Genomic DNA, 24,605 nt, shown 5'->3' with positions numbered 1-24,605 from the left:
TGCTTAAAATGCAGGGTGCTTTATAACATTTACAATTATGAAAGCACGATATATAAGAGTTTCAACAGGAGCTCAAAACACGGCCAGACAGGAGGAACGCCAAGCAAAAGGCGAAAGGGTATTTACCGATATTGTTAGCGGTTCTACTCCCTTTAATGATAGAGCGCAGGGAAAAGAACTCATTAAGGCTATTGATGGGGGCGAAATAAATTACGTTTCGGTAAGTTCTATTGATAGGCTTGGAAGAAACCTTTACGACATTCTTACGACTCTGGAATTTTTCAAAGAAAAGGGCGTTATTCTCAAAGTCGATAATCTCGGAATAGAAAGCTTAATCAAAGGAAAGGAGAATCAGGCCTTTAAACTTATTATTTCTGTTATGGCAAACATAGCCGAATTAGAGCGAGAAACCATTTTAGAACGTCAACGAGAGGGCATCGCACTTGCAAAGGCTAAGGGGATTTACAAAGGGCGTGAAAAAGGTTCTACTGAGAGTATAGAAGATTTCCTTTTTAAGTATAAAGAGGTGATTAAGAACCTAAAGAAAGGAAATTCCATCCGGGATACTGCAAAAATTTGTAATGTTAGCATTGGAACAGTTCAGAAAGTCAAAAATAATATCTAATTTAATGAGGGTAGACCACTCCTAGAAAATATAATTATCACTATCGACAGATCAGAAATGAAGCAAAACGGCTTATTTTTATTATCAGGGTATTGGAGTTGCTTTTATTATTCTATATAGCTAATATGGTACTAATTCTGTTAATGTATGTATATTAGTTGAAAATTAATATCATGAAAACATTAGCAATAGTTATTGGAAATAATGAGTATCATAAAGGAGCAACCTTAGATAATGCAGTAAATGATGCTACAGCAATTTCAGAAATCTTCAAGAGATTAAGATTTGATGTAGAATTATTAACAGATATTACAAAAGATGATATTCCAAATATATTAGATGGGCTTATAGCTAAAATAGATGACTATGATGCTACAATCATCTATTTTGCAGGACATGGTTTTGAGCTAGATGGTGAGAATTATCTAGCATCTATTAACTGCCAAATTCCGCCAGCTGGTGTACATAGTGCAGGTGCTGATAGTATAAAAATATCTGAAATTTTAAAAATCTACTCGAAAAATCCAAACAAAGTAAACATATTAATTATTGATGCTTGTAGAAGAACTTTTAATAGGGGTAGCACATTGGGATTTTCGCCCATTCAGTCACCACGTGGAACATTAATAGCTTTCTCAACATCACCTAATGATGGAGCCAGTGATAAAGGATATGGTGAACATAGTATTTACACAGGTGTTCTTTTAGATTATTTAGGTAGAGAACGCCTTTCCGTTGAAGCACTATTTAAAAAAGTTAGACAATCTGTATATACTTTAACAAATGGAGCACAAACTACATGGGAACATACATCATTAATTAGTGATTATTATTTTAATGATGGGCAACTAGTGTATTCTTTGAGTATACCTTATGACGAATCAGTAGTTATGGATCAAAAATTTTCAGAATCTTCTGATTTTGGTGAAATTATAAAAGCATTCAAAAGCTATAATTTTTATGCACAAAATGATGCATTGGAAAAAGTTTTAAAGATGGATCTCAATTCTTTGGATAAAAATCAAAAGTTTATACTAGGAAGAAATATTTTACAAGCTGCTAATGGTGGTGCTTGGGAGTGTAAAAAATTTATTGAAAATTTGAGCAATACTTTGATACCGTTCAATGAAAGTAATGGTGAAAATCATCTTTTAAATGGTATTCTATTTGAAATTTATTTTGATTCTAATGGCAATTTTAGAAAAGACAAAAAAAACAGACTCTTTGAGGAAATATTTAGATTAAGAAAAAAAAGTCAATTCATAAAATCTTTTGATTTTATTGGTACATTGCTAGCCGCACAAAATAACAATATAATTTACATACCTAGTGCTACTGATGTTATTCATGATGTTGATGTAGTAGCAGTTGAAAAAACTATTAAAACATTCTCTGGTGAGGAAAAGATGCAAGTTATATCTAAAGTTTCGATAAATAACATTGATATTACAAAAGAAATTTCGAGTTATAATTTTAGTAATGGTAATAAAGACACATTATTAGATCACCTTAGTAATTATCTATGTATTCCTAAGGATCTTCTAAAAATTAATTGTACGATAAATCTTGAAAAAATCTATTTTGATAGAGACACAGTCATTACTTGGTAAATATTTAAAAGAGAAACAAATACGATACTATAATGTTACTATCATACACAACAATATGATAATCAATACTAATTACTTTTGTATCGAAAAATAAAACCTTAATTTCTATTAATCATCCTAAAAACCGTATTAATTACAAAAAAAATAATTACTAATCCTGCATACATCTTTACAACAAGCTAAACAGCTACCTATCTGTATTTTAAGATAAGTAGCTGTCATATTTTTCAGGCCTGAGTGATAGCCGTTTCAATGTCTTCTACAGCTTTCAGAAAACTCGCTTCCCTGAGTTCCGGTATCACTGTACCTTCTGTTTTGAAAACTTCCACATCGGTGATTCCTATAAATTCAAAAAATGTCTTCAGGTATTTTTCCATATTCTCTACGATTCCATTATCATAGACTCCTCCTATCGCAAAATTCAGGTATACTTTTTTATTTTCAAGAAGACCTTTGAGTGTACCGTCGGCGTAAGAAAATGTTTTCCCGGCAATAGAAATATGATCAATCCATGATTTCAATGTTGAAGGAATCCCAAAATTGTAAAACGGAACACCAATCACAATAATATCTGCTTCCTGGATTTCCTTTATCGCCAGATCTGAGAACCTTGAAACTTCTCTTTCCTGTTCATTTTTTTCTTCGTCTCTTACATTGAAGGCATTGAAGTGCGCAAGCTCCATGTGAGGAATGATATCATTAGCCAGGTCACGAACAACAACCTTGCTCAAATTATCTTTTGCCAGTAAATGTTCAATTACAGCCTGTGACAGTTTGCTGCTTACCGAATCTTCACCGCTGATGCTTGTTTTGATATTTAAAATATTTGCCATTTCTAAATTTTTTGTTTTTGACAGGGACAAAATTATTGTAAATTCACATTCCAAAGTATAGCAGTTACCTAAAGGAAAGCAACATGGAAGAATATCATGATCATAAAGAATGCCTGCAGGCACTTAGACCCATTCGGGATACCCTGGACATCATCAGTGGAAAGTGGAAATTGCAGATTATCATTTCCGTGAATGCAGGAAACAGACGTTTTACAGAAATACGAAAAAGCATTCCAAAGCTGACACCAAAAGTACTGGCAAAGGAATTAAAGGAACTGGAACAGAACGGACTGATTGAACGGATCGTGACGGAGAGTTATCCTGTGATTATTGAATATTTCCCTACAGATTATACCAGTACATTGGATCAGGTGGTGACTTCATTACAGGATTGGGGCGAGAATCATCGAAGACATATTTTTGGGACAACTCATACACCTGCAGAAAAAAGTAAGGTTACCGAAACCACGAATGAACAAAACAAAATTATTTCGTCAAAATAGGAATTTACAGGTTGGTTCTTTACCGTAATACTCTTGGTACATTTCAGTTTCAGAAATGCTCAGTTCAGGAATTCTTCTTTACTCTCCAAGCATAATAATCACTGCAGTTTATTTTTTTAGCCGGAAATAATTTAATTCCCTTTATTTAATCGTTTGCTTTGAAAAATAGCGAAAAAGGGTAATGTTTTAGTATTTGTTTACAGAGGTAACTTTATCAAAAATAAGTACCATGAACACAATTATTAAAAAACTATCAATTTTAAGTGTACTGATTTCACTGATGAGTTTCTGTTCCTTCCTGTTTGCGCAGGTTTATCCAATCGGGCAGATGTTTTTGACTACTTATGGGCAGTCTTTTACCATGTACAACACAGGGGTGATTGTTCAGAATGGAAATCCGGGAAATGCAGGCCAGGCAGTATATGACCAAACCGGAATTAATTATCTGTGTTTGCCTTCGGCAGTTCCTTATCAAAAGGCATTTTTTCTTGATTTTGATAGAAATATTATCGAATTGGATTACCGATTGGGATACCGGATTGTAGGCTATTCCACGATTCCTGTCCCTCCCCGACCTGTGATGTTCCTGCCAAAACCAACTTACGATAATCAAATAGGAATTGAAACCGCTGACGGATTGAGACCCTTACCTACACAAATTGTGGATGAACAAAAACCTTTCGGGGACGTCATGATGACAAGCGAACAAACGGCTGTAGACTGTTATAAAAACACCATGAATCCTGACGGAACAATCAATCAGCTGGAATTCGGGGATTGTATGGTAACAAATATGGCTGGTAAAAAAGAACTTGAAATTTATAAGTGCGCCAAAAACTCAGAAACCCCTGAGGAACAAAGTCTTTGTATGCTCAGTATATTGGGAGGTTCAAAAGAAAGACAGATTACCCAGGATATGATGAAATGCTATAAAGAATATGGCAATAATTACGAAATGTATCCGCTTTGTTTCGCTGATAAAGTAAATAATCCGGAGTTAAAACAATTAGTTTCCTGCTTTAAAGATCAGGCCAGCAGTGGTCAGGTAACCTTTATGGGAACTGCTGTGTGCTACGGTGCAGGTAAGCTTAATCTGAATACGGAAGCACAAATAGCAGTGGAATGCGCTGTAAGTACCGGAGGTCAGCCTTATGCATTTGCAGGTTGTGCAGGCGGCCAATTGACCTACCGTGAATTAAGCAAATGTTTAACAAACGGTGTAGGTGGAGATCATGGATGTTTTGGAAAGAATAATACGATCGTTAAAGGATTAAATCAAATTGGAGATGCCTTAAAAAATCAGTTCGGACCTACGAATGATATCGTTAAAACATGGAATACGACCGTTCATGATTTGCAATACGGTCCCGGAAAAAATCATGAAGCCGTAAAAGTGGTCAGAAACATAAGTAATGAACTGGGGAAAGCGGGAACTAATGTAGCCAAAGAAATAAAAAAAGTAGTTCCCAAAATAAGAATCAAATGGTAATGAAGAAATAAGACAGATGCACTTCTGTAAGTGCATCTGTACAATATTCAATCCTGCGATTACTTCTTCAGCATTTGAAAATTATATTTGATGAGGTTGAAAGGATTGACAGCTGTTCCCTCAACGGTTATTTTACTCGCAAGCAGTTCAAAATTCATATTTTGCGTGCTCTGTTTGGTAAACAATCCTTTTTTAGAAGCTGTAAATGTTATGACCACCTTTTTGTTTACCCCATCAATAGGAACCTGAACCGTTAATTCTTTAGGAAGAAGATTAAGTTCTATTTCCTTTTTTTGCTGGTATAAAACTGCTGTATAATCCAGGTCATATTTTATTTTCCCAATGGCTGTTAAGGCTTGATTGGCTTTCACAGGATCAGAAATTACAGAGTAAATAATTTCTTTCATTGGAAATTCTGAATAGGAAATCAGGTTTTTCTTGGCCGTAAAAGCAACCGCTGTTTCTCCATTCACAGTTCCCTGGGATACACTTGCTTTTCCTGTGTATTCACCATTAAGATCATCAAAACTGATGGTCACAGGATTAGGTTTAGGAGATTCATCATCATTACTGCAACTTGCCAGAGCAAAAGGAATAGCCAGTAAGATCACAAGCATAAATATCAATTTTACATGAATGAATTTTTTCATTTTGATTTTAATTAATTATTTTGATTAAAAAAATATTTTACTGAGTACTCATCTATATAAATACAGAAATTCCATATCCTTGCTTGGGATTTAAAAAAATAAATTCAATTACCTGATTTACTGCATATTATTTTCAATACCGATTTCTATTGATCATGATTTTTTAAATGAATGTCTCAATATTGAGACATTTGTCGTAAATTTGAGCCAATAAAAAATAATGAGTACTCAACAAAAAATTATTGATACAGCCATAACGGTCTTCAATGAAAACTTTTCGGCAACATTTGAAGAGATTGCAGAACATTGTAATCTTAACAGAAGAACATTGCACCGCTATTTCAAAAACCGGAACGAATTACTGGAAGCCTGTAACAAAAATATGATGCAAGCCTGGGAAAATGCAGCTATTAAAGCTTGTAACAGTTCCACAGACCCATTGGTACAACTTGAAAACTTATTATATGCAGGAATTGAGAGCGGAACAAAGTATGCTTTTTTGATAAAACTGAATGAAGTTGAACCTACCTATAAAACCGAAACAGGTAAGGAATATTTAAAAGTAAGAAATGAGCTGTTCAGTACAATTGAAAAACTACAGAAAGAAGAATTGATAGACAGCCAGTTACCATTAGTCTGGATAAAAATTCTTTTCACAAATACAATCACTGCAACCATCACCGCTTACAGATCCGGAGATATTGCTCCCAATGAAATAAAGAAACTAGCCTGGAATTCCTTTAGCAGAAGCATAGGCATGCAATTAAATAAACAATAATGATACATTCTTTTTTAATGATAGGCCAGTCCAATATGGCTGGACGCGGCTACGCAAAGGAAGTCCCTCCTATTTTTGACGAACATATTAAAATGCTGAGAAACGGATTATGGCAAATCATGTCAGAACCGATAAATTATGACCGTCCAAGTTCGGGTGTCGGGCTTGCTGCTTCATTTGCTGCTTCCTGGAGACTTGATAATGCGCAGAATGAAATTGGATTAATTCCATGTGCTGACGGAGGCACCAGTCTTGATGACTGGGCTGTGGATGGTGTTTTATTTGAAAACACTATATCACAAGCCAGACTTGCCCAACGAACAAGCGAAATCAAAGGAATCTTATGGCATCAGGGTGAGAGTGACTGCTCTCCTGAAAAGGCAGAAAAGTATCAGGAAAAGTTTTCTGAAATTATTGAAGCGCTGCGTAAAGAATTAAACAGTCCTGAAATTCCTCTTATCATTGGCGGCTTAGGCGATTATCTATTCCATGGAATATTTGGGCAGTATTTCATCCATTATCCTTTAGTCAACCAGCAATTGGAACAGTTTGCGCAGACTCATGAAAAATGTTATTTTGCCACCGCAAAAGACCTTACTGCCAATCCTGACGGTGTACATTTCAATGCGCATTCACAAAGATTACTGGGAATCAGGTATTATCATGCGTATCGGGATCTGAAAAACATCTTCAATCCTTTGCCTGATGAGGACAGCATACTGGAAAAAATCTATAAACGATCTTCCACTAAGACAGAAAAAATCAAACTGCTGGAACACGAATTTGCAGTCGGGAATATTGAAAGTAAAGATTACTTAAACGAACTAAAAGCGATCAGTCAGGAGTAAAAGAGCGCTTGATAATCAGTCATAAAAAATCCAACATCTTTCCGATATTGGATTTTTTTATTCAAGCAATTGATTTTACTCAAAATATAATCTAACAAATCAACAGCAACCTGTATGCTCCATCATTTTCAACAGGTGCTCTGTGAACACAAGGTAAGGCTGATTGCTCAGGATGATCTACAGCAATCCGCCAAAGATGGCCAACACCCAAATTGACAGGCTTTGCATCAGGCTTAGGCTGATAATGAAGATCAAAGAAATACTCTTTCAGGAAGTCTTCAAATTCTTCTTCCGGACCGTCGTGTAATTTTTTGAGCTGTTCCCGGATTTCAGGAATTAAAATTTTCTGTTCAACCTCAGCATTGGCTATGATGTCGCTTGCTGCCCCGTGATAAGTACATAGAAAAGTATCTGTTCCTACGGGAGAACGGTCTACATGATATGAGTATACATCTGTTGAAATAAAACCAAGTTCTTCGTCACGTTCATAGCATTTCAGTAAATTAAGAACCGGAGATGCTCCAAAATCTGTCAGTAACTGTAAATCATTTAAAATAATTTCCCTTGCGATACTGCCTTCTTCTGATAGTTGCAGTGCTAAAAGATCTTCACTGGTAACTTCGGTGATATTATCTTTTAACTGAAGCTTTGCCACAATTTCTTTAAAATCACCCGCCATATTTCGATGCCAGCAAATGGCATTCATCACTCCCTGAAAATGGGTATTTACAAGTTCAGAAAAGGAAGAAACCACCCCAATTTGACGATTATCAGAAAACATATTGTTCATATTTTGGAATAAACAGTTTAGCCATTTAATTCTGTGCAAAAATACGGAATAGGTTATTCAATTCCATCAACCAGCTACGATAAAAAACAGCGCCCTCTTTTGGAGAACACTGTTTTATATATAAGGTTATTAGTTTTCAGTTTTGTTTTTTACTTCTTCAATATTTTTTCCGTTACTGTTGAAGATTTGGTTTTAAGTTTAACGTAATATACTCCTGTCTGAAGAGAAGATACTACAATCTGTTCCTGCATCATATTCAAAGTTCCCTGTTTTACCAGTTGTCCCGTGGCCCCAAAAATCTCATAAGAAACCAAAGGCTCTCTGCTTCTGATATTGAGCACCTCCTGAACCGGATTTGGGTATAACTGTATTCCTGCCTGAGCAGCAGTTTCTTCTACAGACATCTGGCTGCACGCTGATTTAGCAAATTTTGTAAAAAAAGACTGAGATTTCCCTCCTGCTACATTAACAGCCATTGTATTGACATTATCATTGGCCTCTGTAAATAATTGATCATGAAAAAAACCTCCTACTACATAATTACCATCTTTATCTGCGGCCACTGCCGTAAATTCATCGATAACATAATAGTTACTGCGAATCTCTCCTGTTCCCAAAACATCTCCGGTATCTTTGTTAAGTCTTACCAATAAAGGATCTGACCGATCTCCATCAGGGCGCACCATGGCATAGCTTCCCCAGATATCAGACCAGCTTCCTTTGGCAAATGCTATTTCGTTTCCATTAATGGCAATTGTTCCTTTGGTAAAACGATAGCCAAACTGAAGGCCAGACATTCCGTCCGGAGTTCTTGCCCATTGTACTGTACCTGCTGCATTCATCTTCATAACAAAGGGAACGGCTTCAACATAGTTCCTCAGAGGAAAAGTATAGCTTCCGAAAGTTGCAGGCACTGTTATTCCGTTAAAATAACGTCCTGAAATATAAATATCTGAAGTCACCGGATCTTTTATAATGGAATGAATTTCATCATCCGTACTTGTGGTACCATTATTAAGTTCTTTTCGCCATACCTCAGCTCCGGTAGTACCATCAAAAGCAAACACATAAGCCGCTTTCGTAAATGGAACATTATTGTAGGAAAGATCAACCAGATTACTGAAGCCGGGATCCATCCTTTTACCTGCAATGTAATAACGATTCAAACCTTCATCATAGACAACATTCACTTTTCCCTCTCTTCCCACAATATTTATTGCATTTCCCGTGATAGGAAGAAGCAAAGGAGCAACTGGAGTCATATTTCCACCATCATAATTGAACTTAACCGCATAATACTGATAAGTTGAAGTAAAGGTTGAAGGCACCGTAATTAATCCGTTTAAATGTGTTCCTGCTCTGAAACCCATTACAGCATGAATATTTTTGGCAGAATCCATATACATCATCTGCACATCGCACATGCGGGAAAAATAGTTAACATCTCCCTGTAAAGGCTTACTCCATGCCAGTGTACCGTCCGAAGTATTATATTTCAACAGAAAAGCAGCTTTGTGCGCAGGCTCTGTTGTCTGGTCATAATAGGTATACAGAGGTTGTGTGTGGGTATCATCAAAATGTACGGGAACCGCATTTGGATCTCCGATATATGAATTGTTATAAATGGTAGTCATAACGTATAATCCACCGTTATTATCCACTTTAATATGCCATGCATTTTCTCCGTCTCCTGAACCTCCTATTGGCCTGGACCATCTTATATTTCCTGCACAGTCTGCAGAGAACAGAAAAAGATCACTCAGTCCGTAATTAGTTACAGAAGTACCATTCAGGTTTTGTCCCTGTTCACGCATTGTGGCAAGATAGTAGGTGTTATTATTGTCATCTACTACAATATCCCTTATGGATTCATCAAAGACATAATGAAACCCCGGATCAGCAGAACCTGTCAGTCCTCCTGCCTGTTTTCCCCATTGCCATTGATAATTCTGACTAAAAGATAATCCTGGTAATATCAGCAGTAATCCCCACAGTTTGTTTTTGAGTTGTATCATAAAAATTCATTTAATTATCACATACTATAAAAAAACAGTGCTCTCCGAAGAGAACACTGCTTTATAAGCTACTAATTTTTAATTAGTTTTCCTTGTAATGATGTATCTCCCGTTTGTACAATAACGATATAAACACCTTGCAGCCAGCTTGTAACTTCTACGTCTACCTCTCCGGAAGCCGTTTTCAGTTCCTTACGGAATTTGACATTGCCCATGGCATCAAAAACTGTAATCTGTTTTGCCAGTAATTTTTCATTACCTGTATTATACGAGATTTTCACTTTTTCCTTCGCAGGATTTGGTATCATTTTCAGAGAAGAAACTGAAGCAGCCATTACACTTCTTCCTGCACTTCTCATACCCATCCAGTTAGGATCTACCGCTTTGGTAGTAAACTTACATGTTTCATTTGAGAATAAGATCTCATCAGTACCCTGGAAGCTTGAGTTTGGATAGAATGCCAACGGATTAGCGTTCATATCATATACACCACCTGCCGGAATAGTAATAATGGACGGAATATAAACTCCAAATCCATTAAGACTTGAAACAGTAAGGCTTATAGCCTGGCTTCCGCCATTGTAGATCATACCATATACTTTATAGTGATCTCCAGCCCATTTCATGTCTTTGATATTTGCTTCCAGCTTACATTCTGTTTCGAATCCACATTCTTTACCTGGATAGTAATTCATGGTTCCCGAAGTAAACTGACATCCCAAATGATCGATCTGAAGCTGATATGTTCCCGGAGCATTAATATACAACGGATAGATATAATCATTGTTTCCGCTCTGGATATTGTTTCCGAACAACTGCCACTCATGATGATCAAAGATTCCTTTAGGTCCTAAAACATAATTCTTTCTAAGACATTCATCATAGCATCCTGTTGGGAACACCCACATCAGACTCTCAAGGCTTAATGGAACCTGAGTATTTCCTACTACTTTACATCCGCTTGGTGCAGTGTAAATAACCTGATAAGCACCCCCTTCATTTACCGTAATAGACTGACCTGTCATTCCGTTACTCCAATTGTAAACTCCTGCAGATGGACCTGATGCTGTTAACACAACCTGATAAGGCTGGCAGTTTACCATATTATAGGTTACCGAAATTGGGGCTGGCGGACTATTTACCGTTACCGTAAAGCTTTTGCTGCTTGTACAGCCTGATGTACCCGGAGTTCTTACTTCCAGAGTATAAACATACGTACCTGCCGTTAATGGCCCTGTACTTAGAGCAATTGGATAAGGAGCAGAAGTCCATGGTACAACGATTGAATTTCCTTTTTTCCATTGATATTCCAATGTATTATCCGTTACAATACCAGTAAGGACTGTTGAAGATCCTTCACAGATATTAGCCACTCCGGATATGTTAACATATGGAGGATTTTTAAGAGTCACAGGGATTGCTTTAGTACTCATAATGCTTGTTCTACATCCATCTGATGATACCAGCACCGGCCAATAATTACCAGATTGTGTTGGAGTGAACACAGGAGAGTTTGGCGCTCCTGATACAGGCTGAGAACCATTCATCCAGATATACTGGCTAGGAGATCCAAGCGTACTGGTAAATACGATATTAGGAGCACTTCCGATACATGCTACAAGAACAGGAGGCGCTATATCACCATCAAGAGTTGCCTCTTTCACATTCACAGTAATGACCGGAGAAAGATATTCACATCCCTGAGCAGTTCTAATTTTCAGCTGAATGGTTTTTGTTCCTGCAGTATTATACGTTATCGTAGCATCTGACCCTGTCGTAATATACGATGTACCATCAAAGATCCAGGTATATGTATTTCCCGGAACATAGGTTATTGGACTGAACGTAATAGGCGAACGTGCACATAACCAGGCTGGAACCAGGAATGATGTATTAGGAATCGGAGCTAATGTAATAGTCTGCGTAGTGGTACACGTTGGTTTCCCAGGTGCAGACACTGTCATCGTAAAGGTATAAGTACCTGGTGCCAGATTATAAGTAGCTGATTGCCCTGTTTGAGTAGGCTGTCCTGGCGAAGTAAATGTATACGTAATAGATCCCGGATTAATTTCAAATATTGTAGAAGTGTTGAAAAGCGTTACACTGTATCCGTTTCCGCTACACACTGTACTGATATTGAATTTAGGCTCATAATTCTTTCTTACTTCTACTCCTTTACTGTACCAGCATGAACCGTATCTCAGACGTACAAAAACAATGTGTGCTCCTGCAAGATTAGTCTGATATACCGGTGAAGCTGTTCCCTGACCAGAAACTAACGTAAGCATAGGATCAGACAACCATTGGATTTCGTCCGGAACTCCATTATAGGTTAAACCTGAAACTGTAATATTGTTACAAGCTGACCATGCCGGAACGAAGTTAATCTGAGGGTTTGCCGTACAGCTTCCACTGCTTGGACAAGACTGAGTTACATTAATGTTTTGTGAAGAAACCACACAACCGTTAATATCTACAGCCTGTACTCTATAAGTTCCAAAAGCACCTGCTCCTGAGATAGTATATGAGTTGGTAGTTGCCCCCGGTATGATTGTATTATTTTTATACCATTGCCACGAAAGAATATTTGTAAGTCCTGTAGAACTGTTAGCCGTAATGGTATACGGTGTCATTGTTGTAGGATCACAAACTGCAATATTATATACCGGAGAAACAGTAATAATCGTTTCAGGATATACAATAAAGTTAGCACTTGCGGTAGGTTTATAATTACATCCGTTCGTACCTGTATACGTTACAACAACCGTTTGAGAAACATTATTTCCTGAATTGTTCTGGATATATCCGTTATTCGGGAAGCTGTAAATTCCACTTGGGTTGAAAGCTGTAGTATACGTTCCGCCAGGGAATGTGAAAGTTACATTCGTTGCTGAGGTAATGGTTCCCTGGTTAACTGTGAAAGTAAGGTTTGACCCTAAACAAATTCCACCAACATTTGTGAAACTCACTACCGGAAGGGTGATTAAAGATACCGGCATAGTGATGATTTTCGTCACACCACACTTTACTATTTTTAAAACCAGGTCCGTAGTACTGGTTGAAGAAATCTCATTGAAGTTAACTGTAATATTAGCAGTACCCTGTCCTCCGATAACACTTCCAAAGTTGGAACTTGCAAATGACCATTCCATAAAATCCGGAACAATTCCATTCAGATTAGCACTGAAAGTTTGAGTGCTGCTCGGACAGAAAGGTCCTGAATTTGGATTAATAACAATCGTGCTAAGATCCAGTTTCGTTACATTGAACAATTTTGGAGCAGAAAGACATGCTGCACTACTGATCGATTTATTCTGTGCAGACACTGTATATGATGTAGCACCAGCGTTAAATATAACCGTTACAGAAGGTCCCGCATTACTTCCCTGAATGGTTCCGTTGGTAACACTCCAAACCGGTACCATTCCAGAATCCACTGAGCTGATCGTATAAACATAAGGTTTTCCAGGGCATACTTTTGTTTCTCCGGAGATTGTTCCGTTAGGAGCCTGTGGAATTGGTAATACCTTAATAATTCTTGCATTACTTTCACAACCTCCACCTTGCTTAGTAGCTGTAATAGTATACGTTCCTGCTGTCGCAAAGTTGTAGTTGAATATTCCCGTCATTACAGGAGAAGTATAAGTAGAACTTCCTGTGGTTACTTTCCAGATAACAGGCACGTTAGGAGAAGCCGTAAATCCCTGGCTTGTTCCTGCACAGATTTCATCTACGCCTCCACTTATCACTACCGGTGCCTCTACGATGATATCAATAGATGCCTGCCCTTCACATGTCAATAAAGTATTGAAATAATTAGCAGTAAGATGATAAGTACCCGGCTGACTGGCTGAGAAAACAACTTCATTTCTCTGTTGTGTATTGGTCAGCAAACCTCCTGCAGGCCCCGATACATTCCATTGAACTTTCGTTGTAGGCCATTGAGGAATTGAATATGTGTACTGTCTTCCAGTACATATTACTTCCTGTCCTTTAACTTTTGCATTCTTTAAAACTACAGGAATTTTAATTGTCGTCCACTCAGGACAAGCACAATCAGACATATACATTACGTACCCGAAGCCGTCAAGCGGATCTACCTGATCCCATACTACTTCGATTTCGTTACCGTTATTGTTGATAATTGATCCACCAATAACTTTCCATTGTCCTTTGTTACATCCATCCTGTGCACTGTATTTCTCAGTACTTCCTTCACATACTACGGAAGCACAATTGATCTGTACAGGATCTGCTTTTAATACCTTGATCTGTTTTTTAATTTTATCCTGGCAGCCACACTTGTTGGTTACCGTTAATTGGATGGTATAATTTCCAGGATTAGCATACAAATGAGAGGGTTCAAAAGCGGTGGAAGTTGTACCATCGCCAAAATCCCAGAAGTAATTGATGATATCCGACCCTCCGTTCTGTTCAGAAAGATTGTCAAAATAAATCGTTGTATTTCTACATACCGTATCACCTAAGTTCAGTAATTCAAATTTAGCGATCGGTCTGTTAATCTTCACAATACAGATCGTCTGTGTTTCAACAGTTCCATCATTGTAGGTGATGACAGCCTGTAAAGATCCGTTACCTGCTGATCCCCAGCCCACATTGGCTATGGTATTCGCGGGCCCTGAAGTAGCTACCGTTCCTCCGGAGACTGTCCATTGTACGGCAGAAACATTAGGTCCCTGTACCTCATAGGTGACATTTGATGCCTCGCAGACGCGCAGACATTGGGATGAATTGATGTAGGAAAAGGTGGTTCCGTTATCAGGGACCTGATCATCTTTCTCGCCACGGAATTCCTGGCATCCGACCTGAGCGGTCCATGTAATTCGAGCTTGAGCTTGTAGTACCCATGGTACCAAAAGCCAACATAGCAGGAGCCATCTGAAGATGTGCTGCCTACCAAAATAGGTGTTGTTTTTCATAGTTATTAAAAAAGTGTTATTAATTTTTTGTCAAATTAATAAAAAATTCAATACAATAATCATTTAATAGTGAAAAAATAACATAATTTTATAACTGAATTCCAACAATATAGATAAATTCATGCTTATATGTTATTTCACTACTCTATTAATTATGCAAAAAAAATCCGCCCTTTATTAATTTTTATAGCTACAGCCCATTTTAAACCAAATAAAATTCTAAATTTCAATGTATTAAATCCCAAAATAAACAACCAAAAGAACAATTTGTTTATTTTTTACTAATAAAACTGATTTTAAATTAAAATTAATCACATTAAAAAAGCTAAAAATAAAACTGCCTGTCTATTCATTATTCTTAAATAACTTTCCATACATTTTAACAGCTTCAGTCTTCATGTATCAATGCGGCCAGCCCAAAATCACAATGATATTCTCAGGCATGATAAAGGAGAATTGCTGACAAGATTAAAAAACTATATCTTTGTTTTTTAAGGCTTATCATAAACATTTTATTTGAAGATCTTCTCTATGAAAAACAACAGCTTTTTATTTTCTGCAAAAGGAATCTGCACTGCCGCTTTTCTTTCCTTAAACACAATCGTTTATGCACAGAAAACAGCAGACCTCTCAACCCTTTCAGAAAAAACATTAAATACCATCCTGGAAAAAAACAGAACATATTACACCCAGGGAAAAGTAGCAGATTACATTCCGGAACTGGGAAAAATGGATGCTAAAGCAATCGCTTTTTCAGTGGTAGATAAAAACGGGAAAGTATTCAACACCGGTGATATAAGTAAGAAATTTACCATGCAGAGTATTTCTAAAATTATATCATTAATGGTTGCTGTAAACGAAAAAGGAGAAGCTCATATTTTTGATAAAATGGGATACTTTGGATCAGATAAACCTTTCAACCACTTTTCAAACCTTGAAACGACAGGGAAACCTCTTAATCCAATGATGAATGCCGGGGCTATTCTTACCACTTCACTGATCTCAGGAGATGGCGAGAAACCATTCCTTAAAATACTGGATATGGTAAGATATATTACCAAAAATTCATCAATAGATTATAATAAATCAGTTTATGAATCAGAAAAATCAACAGGACACCGTAACCGCGGTATGTTTTACATCATGAAAAACAGCGGACTGATTTCAGGAAATGAAGACCAGCTGGACAACTATTTCAAGCAGTGTTCCATTGAACTTACTGCTGAAGATCTTGCAAAAATAGGCTACTTCTTTGCCAACCAATGTGTAAGATTCGACGGAGATTCCACCTATAAAAATGCAGATATGGCGAAACTGGTAGAATCACAGATGCTGACAGCCGGAATGTATGAATTCAGTGGCGAATATTCCAGAACAGTAGGCTTACCTAGCAAATCCGGCGTAGGAGGCGGAATTACCGTAAGTGTTCCCGGAAAAATAGGAATCGGAGTATTCAGCCCTGCTTTAGATCAGCATGGAAATTCACTGGCCGGATATCATATGATTTTAGATCTGGCAAAGCAGTATGGGTTAAGTATATTTTAATTCCTACCGTTCTTTATATAAGCAGCTCACCAGATATTTGATTCAATAAAAGGTATTTTAATATAATTGATCCGAGATCATCTTTAAAAGCCTTATTCGTTCAAAAAAACTCAACAATCAACCGATTCAAAAACAGTAAGTATATCAGATACTTACTGTTTTTTTATGAATTTCGGAAAGATATTTAAATTATTCTTAAAAATACCTATCTGTTTATTTATCAAAAAGATAGAAAAAATTCACAAATAATTCAAATTAAATCACATTATATTGATTAATTTTATTTAAATTCGCCTTGCCATTTTATCAGATTGATAAAGGTAATTCTTACATTTCAGAACCCTATTCATTGTATATTATCTTTTTGTAATATACCTAAAAACAAATCTCTTGTTTTTGAAATATTTTATTTTTTATTCCTATATTTGCTTAACATTTTTTTAACTATAAATATTTATAGTTAAAATTTAAAGATTGTACCGGCCATGTTTCTAAGAATAAGGAAACAATAAATATACTTTAATAGTATTTGAATAATTGATATTTTCATATTAAAAAATCATTATCAAATAGCATTTATAATTGAAGATATATTATAGTTTTATTATTTTTATTTCCTCATAACAAAAAATTGTTATTTATATGAATAACATTGATGTTTTGCTATGAGTTATCATTAATCATTTCTATACCGTAAATGCTATGAAAAACTTGACCAAAATCAGGCTGATGTCTTTTGAAAAGCCGGATATAACTACCACAACCCAAAATCTATCCAATACCGATAGATTATTAAATAATTACCACAAAACAACACCTATTGTTAACGATTTAATAAAAACAATTTTTACTATATCGTAGCAAAGAGTAATGGTCTTACGATCGAAAGACCTTGCATTCTGTTATGGAACTCTTGCTATCATTCAATAATTCAATTAACACGCCATGAAAAAACTAACCATTATTGGATTGACGCCTTTTGAAAAGCCGGACGTTAACCTCATATCTAAACTGCATCAGGCAGGTGCACTTCCCGTTCTAAGTTTAGGAAATGAGCTAACGAAAGCCCAGGAAGCGTTACATCAACTTGACCAGATAGACGTACCATCGTATGGTATTTATTTTTCTAACGACAAATTCACTACTCTTCAAATTCCGGAAAAAGTACGATTTGCGATCCTACCGTTCGGAATGTCTAAGCCACTCAATGTACCTGTTATTTATCAGGTAACCAGTTTAGAAGAAGCTAGACAAGCTGAACAGGCGGGAGCACAAGGAATTATTATCAAAGGAAATGAAGCTGGCGGATTAGTAGGCTATGAATCCACGTTTGTATTATTCCAGCGTGTGATCAAGGAAATCCAGAGCATTCCGGTGTGGGTACAGGGAGGAATAGGTCTCCATACCGCAGCCGCAGCAAAAGCTTTGGGAGCAACCGGAGTTATATTGGACAGCCAGCTGGCATTGTTCCCGGAAAGTTCCGTTCCTAAGGATCTGAAAGAAGTATGCTCAAAACTGAATGGTACAGAAACTAAGGTGATCGCGAACCATCGTGTATTGGTAAGACCCAATTCACCGGCTTTACCTGAAAACGTAACCGCTGAAGAGCTGAAACAATATTTTACCGGTTTTGACCTTAGCACATGTTACATCCCAATGGGACAAGACATTTCGCTTGGAATTGACCTGTATGAAGACTTCAAAACACTGAAAAAACTGATTTTCGGATTTAAAGAAGCCATGTATGGACACCTGAAGCAGGCAAAAGCACTGAATGTCATTGATAAAGGCAACTCTTTAGCTCAGGAACTGGGATTACAATACCCTATTGCTCAGGGGCCAATGACCCGTGTAAGTGATGTCCCATCATTTGCCAATGCAGTTGCAGATGCCGGAGCTTTACCTTTTGTTGCTTTGTCATTATTAAAAGGAGAATCCGCGAAGTCTTTGGTAATGGACACCAAAAAACTTGCTGGTGAAAAAACATGGGGTGTAGGAATTTTAGGATTCGCACCACAGGAATTAAGAGATGAACAGACCTCCTATATATTAGAGGCAAAACCTCCCGTAGTTTTAATCGCCGGAGGAAGACCTGCTCAGGCCAAAGTATTTGAAAAGGCCGGAATAAAATCATTCCTACACGTTCCTTCCCCTGCCCTTCTGGATATTTTCCTGAAAGAAGGCGCTAAAAACTTCATTTTCGAAGGACGTGAATGCGGAGGACACGTAGGACCACTTTCAAGTACAGTACTTTGGGAAAAACAAATTGAACGTATTTTAAAAGAAGACCATCCTGAAAAAATCAGTGTCTTTTTTGCAGGAGGAATTCATAATGCATTTTCAACGGCATTTGTTTCCATCATGGCTGCACCATTAGCTGCTAGAGGAGTAAAAATTGGAGTATTGATGGGTACTGCCTATCTGTATACTCATGAGGCTGTACAAACCGGAGCTATTCAGGAAGAGTTCCAGTCTCAAGCTATGCAGGCAAAAGATACCGTTTTACTGGAAACAGCTCCGGGACATGAAACACGTTGTTTAAACACTGCATTTGCCTACCATTTCAATACAGAAAAAGCAAAACTTCTTGCTGCCGGAATGGATAAGAAACAAGTCTGGGAACAGCTTGAAAAACTAAATGTAGGCCGTCTGCGTATTGCCGCCAAAGGTATTGAACGCCAAGGCGACAAACTGGTCAATATTCCTAAAGATGATCAACTGGATTTAGGAATGTACATGATAGGACAGGTTGCTACGATGCATAATCGTGTAATCTCATTGGCAGCCCTGCATCAAAGTGTTGTAGACAATTACGCATATATTCAGGATGCTGTATTATCAGAGGAACCTGTTTCAACAGAAAAGCCACTGGATATTGCTATCGTAGGAATGGAATGTATCTTCCCGGGCGCTAAAAACCTGGATGAATACTGGAGAAATATTATTTTAGGAAAAGATAGTGTTACTGAAGTACCGGATGAAAGATGGAATAAAGAATTATATTACCATCCCGATTCTGACGGACCGGATGTATCCCATTCCAAATGGGGAGGATTTATTCCTAAAATTGATTTCGATCCACTGGCATTCGGAATTCCGCCACAGTCTCTTGCAGCGATTGAACCTACACAATTGTTGACCTTATTGGTCGCAAAACGTGCAATGGAAGATGCAGGATATGGTGAAAAACATATCAATAGAGAAAATATCTCTGTAATTATCGGAGCTGAAGGAGGTAATGACCTTGCCAACAGCTATAGTTTCAGAGGATACTATAAACAGGTTTTCGGAGAACTTCATGAAGAAGTAAAAGAAGCCTTCCCACATACCACAGAAGACTCATTCCCGGGTATTCTTGCCAATGTTATCGCTGGTAGAATTACAAACCGACTGGATCTTGGAGGCAGAAACTTTACCGTAGATGCAGCTTGTGCTTCTTCTTTGGCCGCTATTGATTTGGCTTGCCAGGAACTTGTATTAGGTAAATCGGATATGGTTCTTGCCGGAGGAGCAGATTTACACAACGGAATCAATGATTATCTGATGTTCTCCAGTACGCATGCTTTATCCAGAAAAGGAAGATGTGCTACTTTCGATGGCGAGGCAGACGGTATCGCTCTTGGAGAAGGTATTGCCATTCTTGTTTTAAAAAGATATGAAGATGCAGTACGCGATGGTGACCGTATTTATTCAGTGATCAAAGGAGTTGGCGGATCCAGTGACGGAAAAGCATTGGGATTGACGGCTCCTAGACAAATAGGTCAGGTAAGAGCATTAGAACGTGCTTATTCCCAGGCTGGTATCAGTGCTGCTTCCGTAGGTTTAGTGGAAGCTCACGGTACAGGAACCGTTGTAGGTGATAAAACTGAATTAAGTGCCTTAACTAATTTATTCAGCCGTTCAGGAGCTTTACCCGGACAGACTCATTTAGGTTCTGTAAAAACACAGATCGGACATACAAAATGTGCGGCAGGATTAGCAGGATTAATCAAGGCTTCCCTGGCTGTATATCACGGAGTAAAACCACCTACCCTTCACCTTCAGCAGCCTAATGCGTATTATAATGCAGAAACCAGCCCATTTGCTTTCCATGCAGAAAGTGGACTATGGAGCGAGAAGAACCGTTATGCCGGAATCAGTGCTTTCGGATTTGGAGGAACGAACTTCCATACAGTTATTGCCAACCATCCTAAGCAGGATAATTCAATCGCAATGCAATCGTGGCCTTCGGAACTATTTGTTTTCCGTGGAGATACGTATGAAGAAGCCAAAGGGCAGTCAGGCCAGATTAAGGCTTTATTAGAAATTAATGATGGTATTCCATTAAAAGATATTGCTTATAGCTTAAGCATCAGTTCGGAAAAACCAATTCAGTTCAGTATTGTAGCGGATACAGTTGAAGACCTGATGATGAAGCTTGAGCTAGTACTGCTAGGGATTGAGACAAAAGATACTTTTACTGTAAATAAAAAAGAAGGTAAAGTAGCGTTCACATTCCCTGGACAAGGCAGCCAGAGAATCAATATGGCTCGTGATTTATTCGTCGTTTTCCCTGCTATGCGTAAGATTATCGATGAGTATCCTGAACTTGAAAAAGTCGTTTTCCCATCTAAGACCTTTAATGAGGCTGACTTAAAACAACAAAAAGAAACCATTAAAGATACCCGTTTAGCACAACCTCTTTTAGGAATTGTAGACCTTGCACTGGCTAAATTCCTGGAATCATTGGGTATTATTCCGGATATGCTGGCAGGCCACAGCTATGGTGAAATACCGGCTTTATGTTTTGCCGGAGTATTTGGAGAAGATAAACTGGTTGACTTAAGTATTCAGAGAGCTCAATCTATTTTAGATTCAGTGGAAGGTGGAGATCCTGGTTCAATGCTGGCTGCAAGTGCTACTGCGGAACGTTTACAGCCGATCATTGCTAAAGTAGAAGGATGTTATCCTGTGAACTTCAACGCTCCTACCCAATGTGTCATTGCAGGAAGTACAGAAGCGATTAATACATTACTGGAGGTTCTTAAACAGGAAGGTATTTCTGCTAAAAAACTGGAAGTAGCATGTGCTTTCCACAGTCCATTATTGGCAAAATCCAAGGATTTATATGCTGAAGTCTTGAAAGACGTTCCTTTCCAGGAAATGCAGATTCCTGTGTGGTCCAATACCACGGCAGAAGTATATCCAGCGAATCCTTCAGAAATAAAAGAAAGACTTACTGATCATCTGGTAAAGCCTGTAAGGTTTGTAGAACAGCTTCAGGCCATGTATAATGATGGGGCAAGGATCTTCATTGAAGTAGGACCAGGAAAAGTACTTACCGGACTGGCCAAATCCTGCCTGGAAAAAGATCAGCTTACCTTATACGTTGAAGACAACAGCCGTAATAAATTCAGTCATCTGCTTTGCATGCTGGCTCAATATTTAGGAACAGGCCGCAGCTTCAATATTAATAAACTTTTTGATGGCAGAAGCGTTAAGGTTATTGATATCAACCAACCTGAGCTTTATAAGAAAAGCCCTGCTATCTGGCGTGTTAACGGGCAAACTGCCCATCCAACTACTGGTAATCTGCCATCTAATGGTGCGTTGCCACTAATAAACCCTATTCCCATGAACAATTTTACGAATAACCCACAGGCACCTGCAACTGAAGCTCAGTCTACTGCTGAACGTATGCTGCAGGAATATTTAAACAGCATGAAATTAATGATACAGGCACAGCGTGATGTGATGCTTTCCTTTATGGGACAGAATCCTCAGGCATTCCCTGCTCCTGTATACCATTCACCAATACCAGCTCCTGCACATCAACCTATATCTGCCATTCCGGATCAGCCTGTTCATCAGGAAAAACCTGTAGCTGTGGTTCCTGTAAAACAAGCTCCGTCAAGAGATATCAAATCCTTATTACTTCAGGTGGTAAGTGATAAAACAGGATATCCACAGGAAATGCTGGGTATGGAAATGGATCTTGAAGCTGATTTAAGTATTGACTCTATTAAAAGAGTAGAAATTATCGGAACACTTCGTAATGAATTGGGAACTCTGGGCAACGGAAACACCAGTGAAGATACCGTTATGGAACAATTAGCCGGAATAAAAACGTTAAGCGGCCTTGTTTCATGGCTTACAGAATTCTCGGGAGCAGATACAACAACTGCCTCAGAAAAAATCGAAACAGCAGCTGAATCATCAGTTTCAAAATCACAGACACAGCCGGCATTCTCTCTTGAAGATCTTCAAAATGCCATTTTAACTATTGTAAGTGAAAAAACAGGTTATCCAAAAGAAATGTTAGGTCTTGATCTTGATCTGGAAGCTGACCTGAGTATTGATTCCATTAAACGTATGGAAATCATCGGTGATCTTAAAACCAAAATTGGTTTTGGCCAAAACCTTGAACAGGCAGACGATGTTATGGAAAAACTGGCTGCCATTAAAACCCTTCGTGGTCTGGCAAGCTGGATCAGCGAAATGAATGGGGAAACCAATGAATCAGCTCAGGAAGTAAAAGCAACAGACACTGCAGAGCCAGCTCAAAATGTATTATCCCGACTTCGCTTTGATATTACTCCAACCGATGCTTCTTTAGTACAAAATACAGAAGTATTGCAGGGAAAACGTTTTGCCATCACTCAGGATGACAGCAAGCAAACCTCAGCGATCAGGGAAGCACTGGAAAAACATGGAGCCATCGTAGAATTGGTAGACTCAGAAAAAGATCTTTCAAATGTTGATGGATTAATTATGCTGGACCTGTTCTCAACAGTTGATAAACCAAGCATTATCGACCATGTAGACCTGATCAAAAAGCTGGATTTTGATAAAGCAAAATGGGTATATCTGATCTCTGATATTCCTGCACATCTTCAGGAAATTTCTGATGTAAGCATATTACGCCACCACCAGGGATATCCGGGGCTTTTCAAAAGTTTAGCAAGAGAATTTGACAATACCACTTGCAGATTAATCAGTCTAAGCACTCCTCAGGAAGTAGATCAGATTGCTGAGATTACTTTAAAAGAGATTTTGACCAACGATAAACCTGCTGAAATCATTTACAAAAATGACCAGCGACACAAAGTAGATATCATCCCGTCTCCATTATCAACAAGTCTGAATGAAGCGCATATCCAGTTAGATCAAAAATCTGTGGTCCTGGTATTGGGAGGTGCTCAAGGAATCACGGCTGAATTGGTGAAGCATATGTCTCAGGCTTATCCGTGTACTTATATTCTGGTAGGAAGATCTGCTGACCCAAGAAATGAACTTTCGGCTAAAGACTTTGAAGGAATGAAAACCAAAGAAGAAATCAGAAGCTTCTTAATCAAATCAGGTCAATTCACATCTCCTGCAGAAATAGAAAAAGAAACGACGAAGATTTTCAAAAACAATCAGATCCTGCGCACGATCCGTGATATGGAAGAACTTGGAAATACCATTATTTACCAATCATTGGATCTTTGTGACGAAGAAGGTTTAAGCAATCTGATCAGCAGTATCTATGAAAAATATAACCGTTTGGACGGAGTAATCCATGGTGCAGGTCTTTTAGAAGATAAATTATTCAAACAAAAGACGACAAGCTCTTTCGGACGTGTATTTGATACCAAAGTAAAACCCCTTCGTGTATTGGCAGAACAGCTTCGTTCAGACTGCCAGTTTGTAGTATTATTCTCAAGTATTGCTTCCGTATACGGTAACAAAGGTCAGACAGATTATGCTGCGGCCAACAGTGTACTAGATGATTACGCAAATGCTTTAAATAAAAGATTAAAAGGAAAAGTGATCTCTATCAACTGGGGACCTTGGAAAGGTGCCGGAATGGTTTCTGCCACCCTTGAATCAGAATACGAACGCAGAGGTATTTCTATGATTCCATTGGATGAAGGGAAAGAAATCTTCCTTAACGAAATCAAATACGGAACAGAAAGCCAGGTGCTGATCATGTCAGGAAATAATTGGTAAAACACTGC

At 37.9% G+C, this 24,605-nt stretch carries 13 protein-coding genes; 8 read left to right on the top strand and 5 right to left on the bottom strand.

Annotated features, from left to right (window positions below; all coding sequences use genetic code 11):
- The first annotated feature begins 37 nt into the window (after positions 1 to 37).
- Together JOE44_RS24655 and JOE44_RS24650 are read left to right on the top strand one after the other, a co-directional pair.
- Positions 38 to 625: a recombinase family protein gene (locus JOE44_RS24655; protein WP_209788847.1), complete on the top strand. Its 588-nt coding sequence runs from the start codon at positions 38 to 40 to the stop codon at positions 623 to 625.
- Positions 626 to 798: 173 nt separating this feature from the next.
- Complete coding sequence (locus JOE44_RS24650) at positions 799 to 2,235, top strand: caspase family protein (RefSeq protein ID WP_209788844.1); 1,437 nt, start codon at positions 799 to 801, stop codon at positions 2,233 to 2,235.
- A 227-nt stretch (positions 2,236 to 2,462) separates the two neighbouring features.
- Here JOE44_RS24650 and JOE44_RS24645 read toward each other — a convergent pair whose 3' ends face one another.
- Complete coding sequence (locus JOE44_RS24645) at positions 2,463 to 3,068, bottom strand: NAD(P)H-dependent oxidoreductase (protein WP_209788840.1); 606 nt, start codon at positions 3,066 to 3,068, stop codon at positions 2,463 to 2,465.
- Between the two features lie 83 nt (positions 3,069 to 3,151).
- Between JOE44_RS24645 and JOE44_RS24640 the strand changes: the two genes are divergently transcribed.
- Positions 3,152 to 3,571 (top strand): helix-turn-helix domain-containing protein, encoded by a 420-nt coding sequence (locus JOE44_RS24640; protein WP_245169859.1) that lies wholly within the window; start codon positions 3,152 to 3,154, stop codon positions 3,569 to 3,571.
- A 229-nt stretch (positions 3,572 to 3,800) separates the two neighbouring features.
- Positions 3,801 to 5,060: a hypothetical protein gene (locus JOE44_RS24635; RefSeq protein WP_209788837.1), complete on the top strand. Its 1,260-nt coding sequence runs from the start codon at positions 3,801 to 3,803 to the stop codon at positions 5,058 to 5,060.
- Positions 5,061 to 5,119: 59 nt separating this feature from the next.
- Here JOE44_RS24635 and JOE44_RS24630 read toward each other — a convergent pair whose 3' ends face one another.
- Entirely contained in the window at positions 5,120 to 5,710 is a 591-nt protein-coding gene (locus tag JOE44_RS24630) for a DUF4840 domain-containing protein (protein WP_209788835.1), read from the bottom strand.
- Positions 5,711 to 5,930: 220 nt separating this feature from the next.
- On the opposite strand from JOE44_RS24630, the gene JOE44_RS24625 reads away from it, so the two are divergent.
- Both JOE44_RS24625 and JOE44_RS24620 read left to right on the top strand, forming a co-directional pair.
- The gene (locus tag JOE44_RS24625; RefSeq protein ID WP_209788832.1) at positions 5,931 to 6,488 is read left to right on the top strand and encodes a TetR/AcrR family transcriptional regulator; all 558 of its coding nucleotides are present in this window, start codon (positions 5,931 to 5,933) and stop codon (positions 6,486 to 6,488) included.
- Complete coding sequence (locus JOE44_RS24620; RefSeq protein WP_209788830.1) at positions 6,488 to 7,336, top strand: sialate O-acetylesterase; 849 nt, start codon at positions 6,488 to 6,490, stop codon at positions 7,334 to 7,336. Before JOE44_RS24625 ends, JOE44_RS24620 begins: the two co-directional genes overlap by 1 nt.
- 91 nt (positions 7,337 to 7,427) lie before the next feature.
- Here JOE44_RS24620 and JOE44_RS24615 read toward each other — a convergent pair whose 3' ends face one another.
- The 3 genes from JOE44_RS24615 to JOE44_RS24605 all read right to left on the bottom strand — a co-directional run bounded on the left by JOE44_RS24615 (position 7,428) and on the right by JOE44_RS24605 (position 15,081).
- A complete protein-coding gene (locus tag JOE44_RS24615) occupies positions 7,428 to 8,126 on the bottom strand; it encodes a DUF1826 domain-containing protein (protein ID WP_209788827.1) in 699 nt (232 codons plus the stop codon).
- A 149-nt stretch (positions 8,127 to 8,275) separates the two neighbouring features.
- Entirely contained in the window at positions 8,276 to 10,141 is a 1,866-nt protein-coding gene (locus tag JOE44_RS24610) for a T9SS type A sorting domain-containing protein (RefSeq protein ID WP_209788824.1), read from the bottom strand.
- A 71-nt stretch (positions 10,142 to 10,212) separates the two neighbouring features.
- Positions 10,213 to 15,081 (bottom strand): PKD domain-containing protein, encoded by a 4,869-nt coding sequence (locus JOE44_RS24605; RefSeq protein WP_209788809.1) that lies wholly within the window; start codon positions 15,079 to 15,081, stop codon positions 10,213 to 10,215.
- A 531-nt stretch (positions 15,082 to 15,612) separates the two neighbouring features.
- On the opposite strand from JOE44_RS24605, the gene glsA reads away from it, so the two are divergent.
- Complete coding sequence (gene glsA, locus JOE44_RS24600) at positions 15,613 to 16,626, top strand: glutaminase A (RefSeq protein WP_209788806.1); 1,014 nt, start codon at positions 15,613 to 15,615, stop codon at positions 16,624 to 16,626.
- Positions 16,627 to 17,571: 945 nt separating this feature from the next.
- Positions 17,572 to 24,597, top strand: a complete 7,026-nt coding sequence (locus tag JOE44_RS24595) for a type I polyketide synthase (RefSeq protein ID WP_209788794.1) — start codon at positions 17,572 to 17,574, stop codon at positions 24,595 to 24,597.
- The last annotated feature ends 8 nt before the right edge of the window (positions 24,598 to 24,605 follow it).

This window comes from Chryseobacterium sp. PvR013 (assembly GCF_017833095.1).
Lineage (GTDB): Bacteria > Bacteroidota > Bacteroidia > Flavobacteriales > Weeksellaceae > Chryseobacterium > Chryseobacterium culicis_A.
This window is presented reverse-complemented; position numbering and strand designations above follow the sequence as displayed.

Coding starts and splice junctions, on each gene's coding strand:
- glsA (WP_209788806.1), top strand. CDS start 15,613: ATGAAAAACAACAGCTTTTTATTTTCTGCAAAAGGAATCTGCACTGCC.
- JOE44_RS24640 (WP_245169859.1), top strand. CDS start 3,152: ATGGAAGAATATCATGATCATAAAGAATGCCTGCAGGCACTTAGACCC.
- JOE44_RS24645 (WP_209788840.1), bottom strand. CDS start 3,068: ATGGCAAATATTTTAAATATCAAAACAAGCATCAGCGGTGAAGATTCG.
- JOE44_RS24630 (WP_209788835.1), bottom strand. CDS start 5,710: ATGAAAAAATTCATTCATGTAAAATTGATATTTATGCTTGTGATCTTA.
- JOE44_RS24635 (WP_209788837.1), top strand. CDS start 3,801: ATGAACACAATTATTAAAAAACTATCAATTTTAAGTGTACTGATTTCA.
- JOE44_RS24605 (WP_209788809.1), bottom strand. CDS start 15,081: ATGAAAAACAACACCTATTTTGGTAGGCAGCACATCTTCAGATGGCTC.
- JOE44_RS24650 (WP_209788844.1), top strand. CDS start 799: ATGAAAACATTAGCAATAGTTATTGGAAATAATGAGTATCATAAAGGA.
- JOE44_RS24655 (WP_209788847.1), top strand. CDS start 38: ATGAAAGCACGATATATAAGAGTTTCAACAGGAGCTCAAAACACGGCC.
- JOE44_RS24620 (WP_209788830.1), top strand. CDS start 6,488: ATGATACATTCTTTTTTAATGATAGGCCAGTCCAATATGGCTGGACGC.
- JOE44_RS24595 (WP_209788794.1), top strand. CDS start 17,572: ATGAAAAAACTAACCATTATTGGATTGACGCCTTTTGAAAAGCCGGAC.
- JOE44_RS24610 (WP_209788824.1), bottom strand. CDS start 10,141: ATGATACAACTCAAAAACAAACTGTGGGGATTACTGCTGATATTACCA.
- JOE44_RS24625 (WP_209788832.1), top strand. CDS start 5,931: ATGAGTACTCAACAAAAAATTATTGATACAGCCATAACGGTCTTCAAT.
- JOE44_RS24615 (WP_209788827.1), bottom strand. CDS start 8,126: ATGAACAATATGTTTTCTGATAATCGTCAAATTGGGGTGGTTTCTTCC.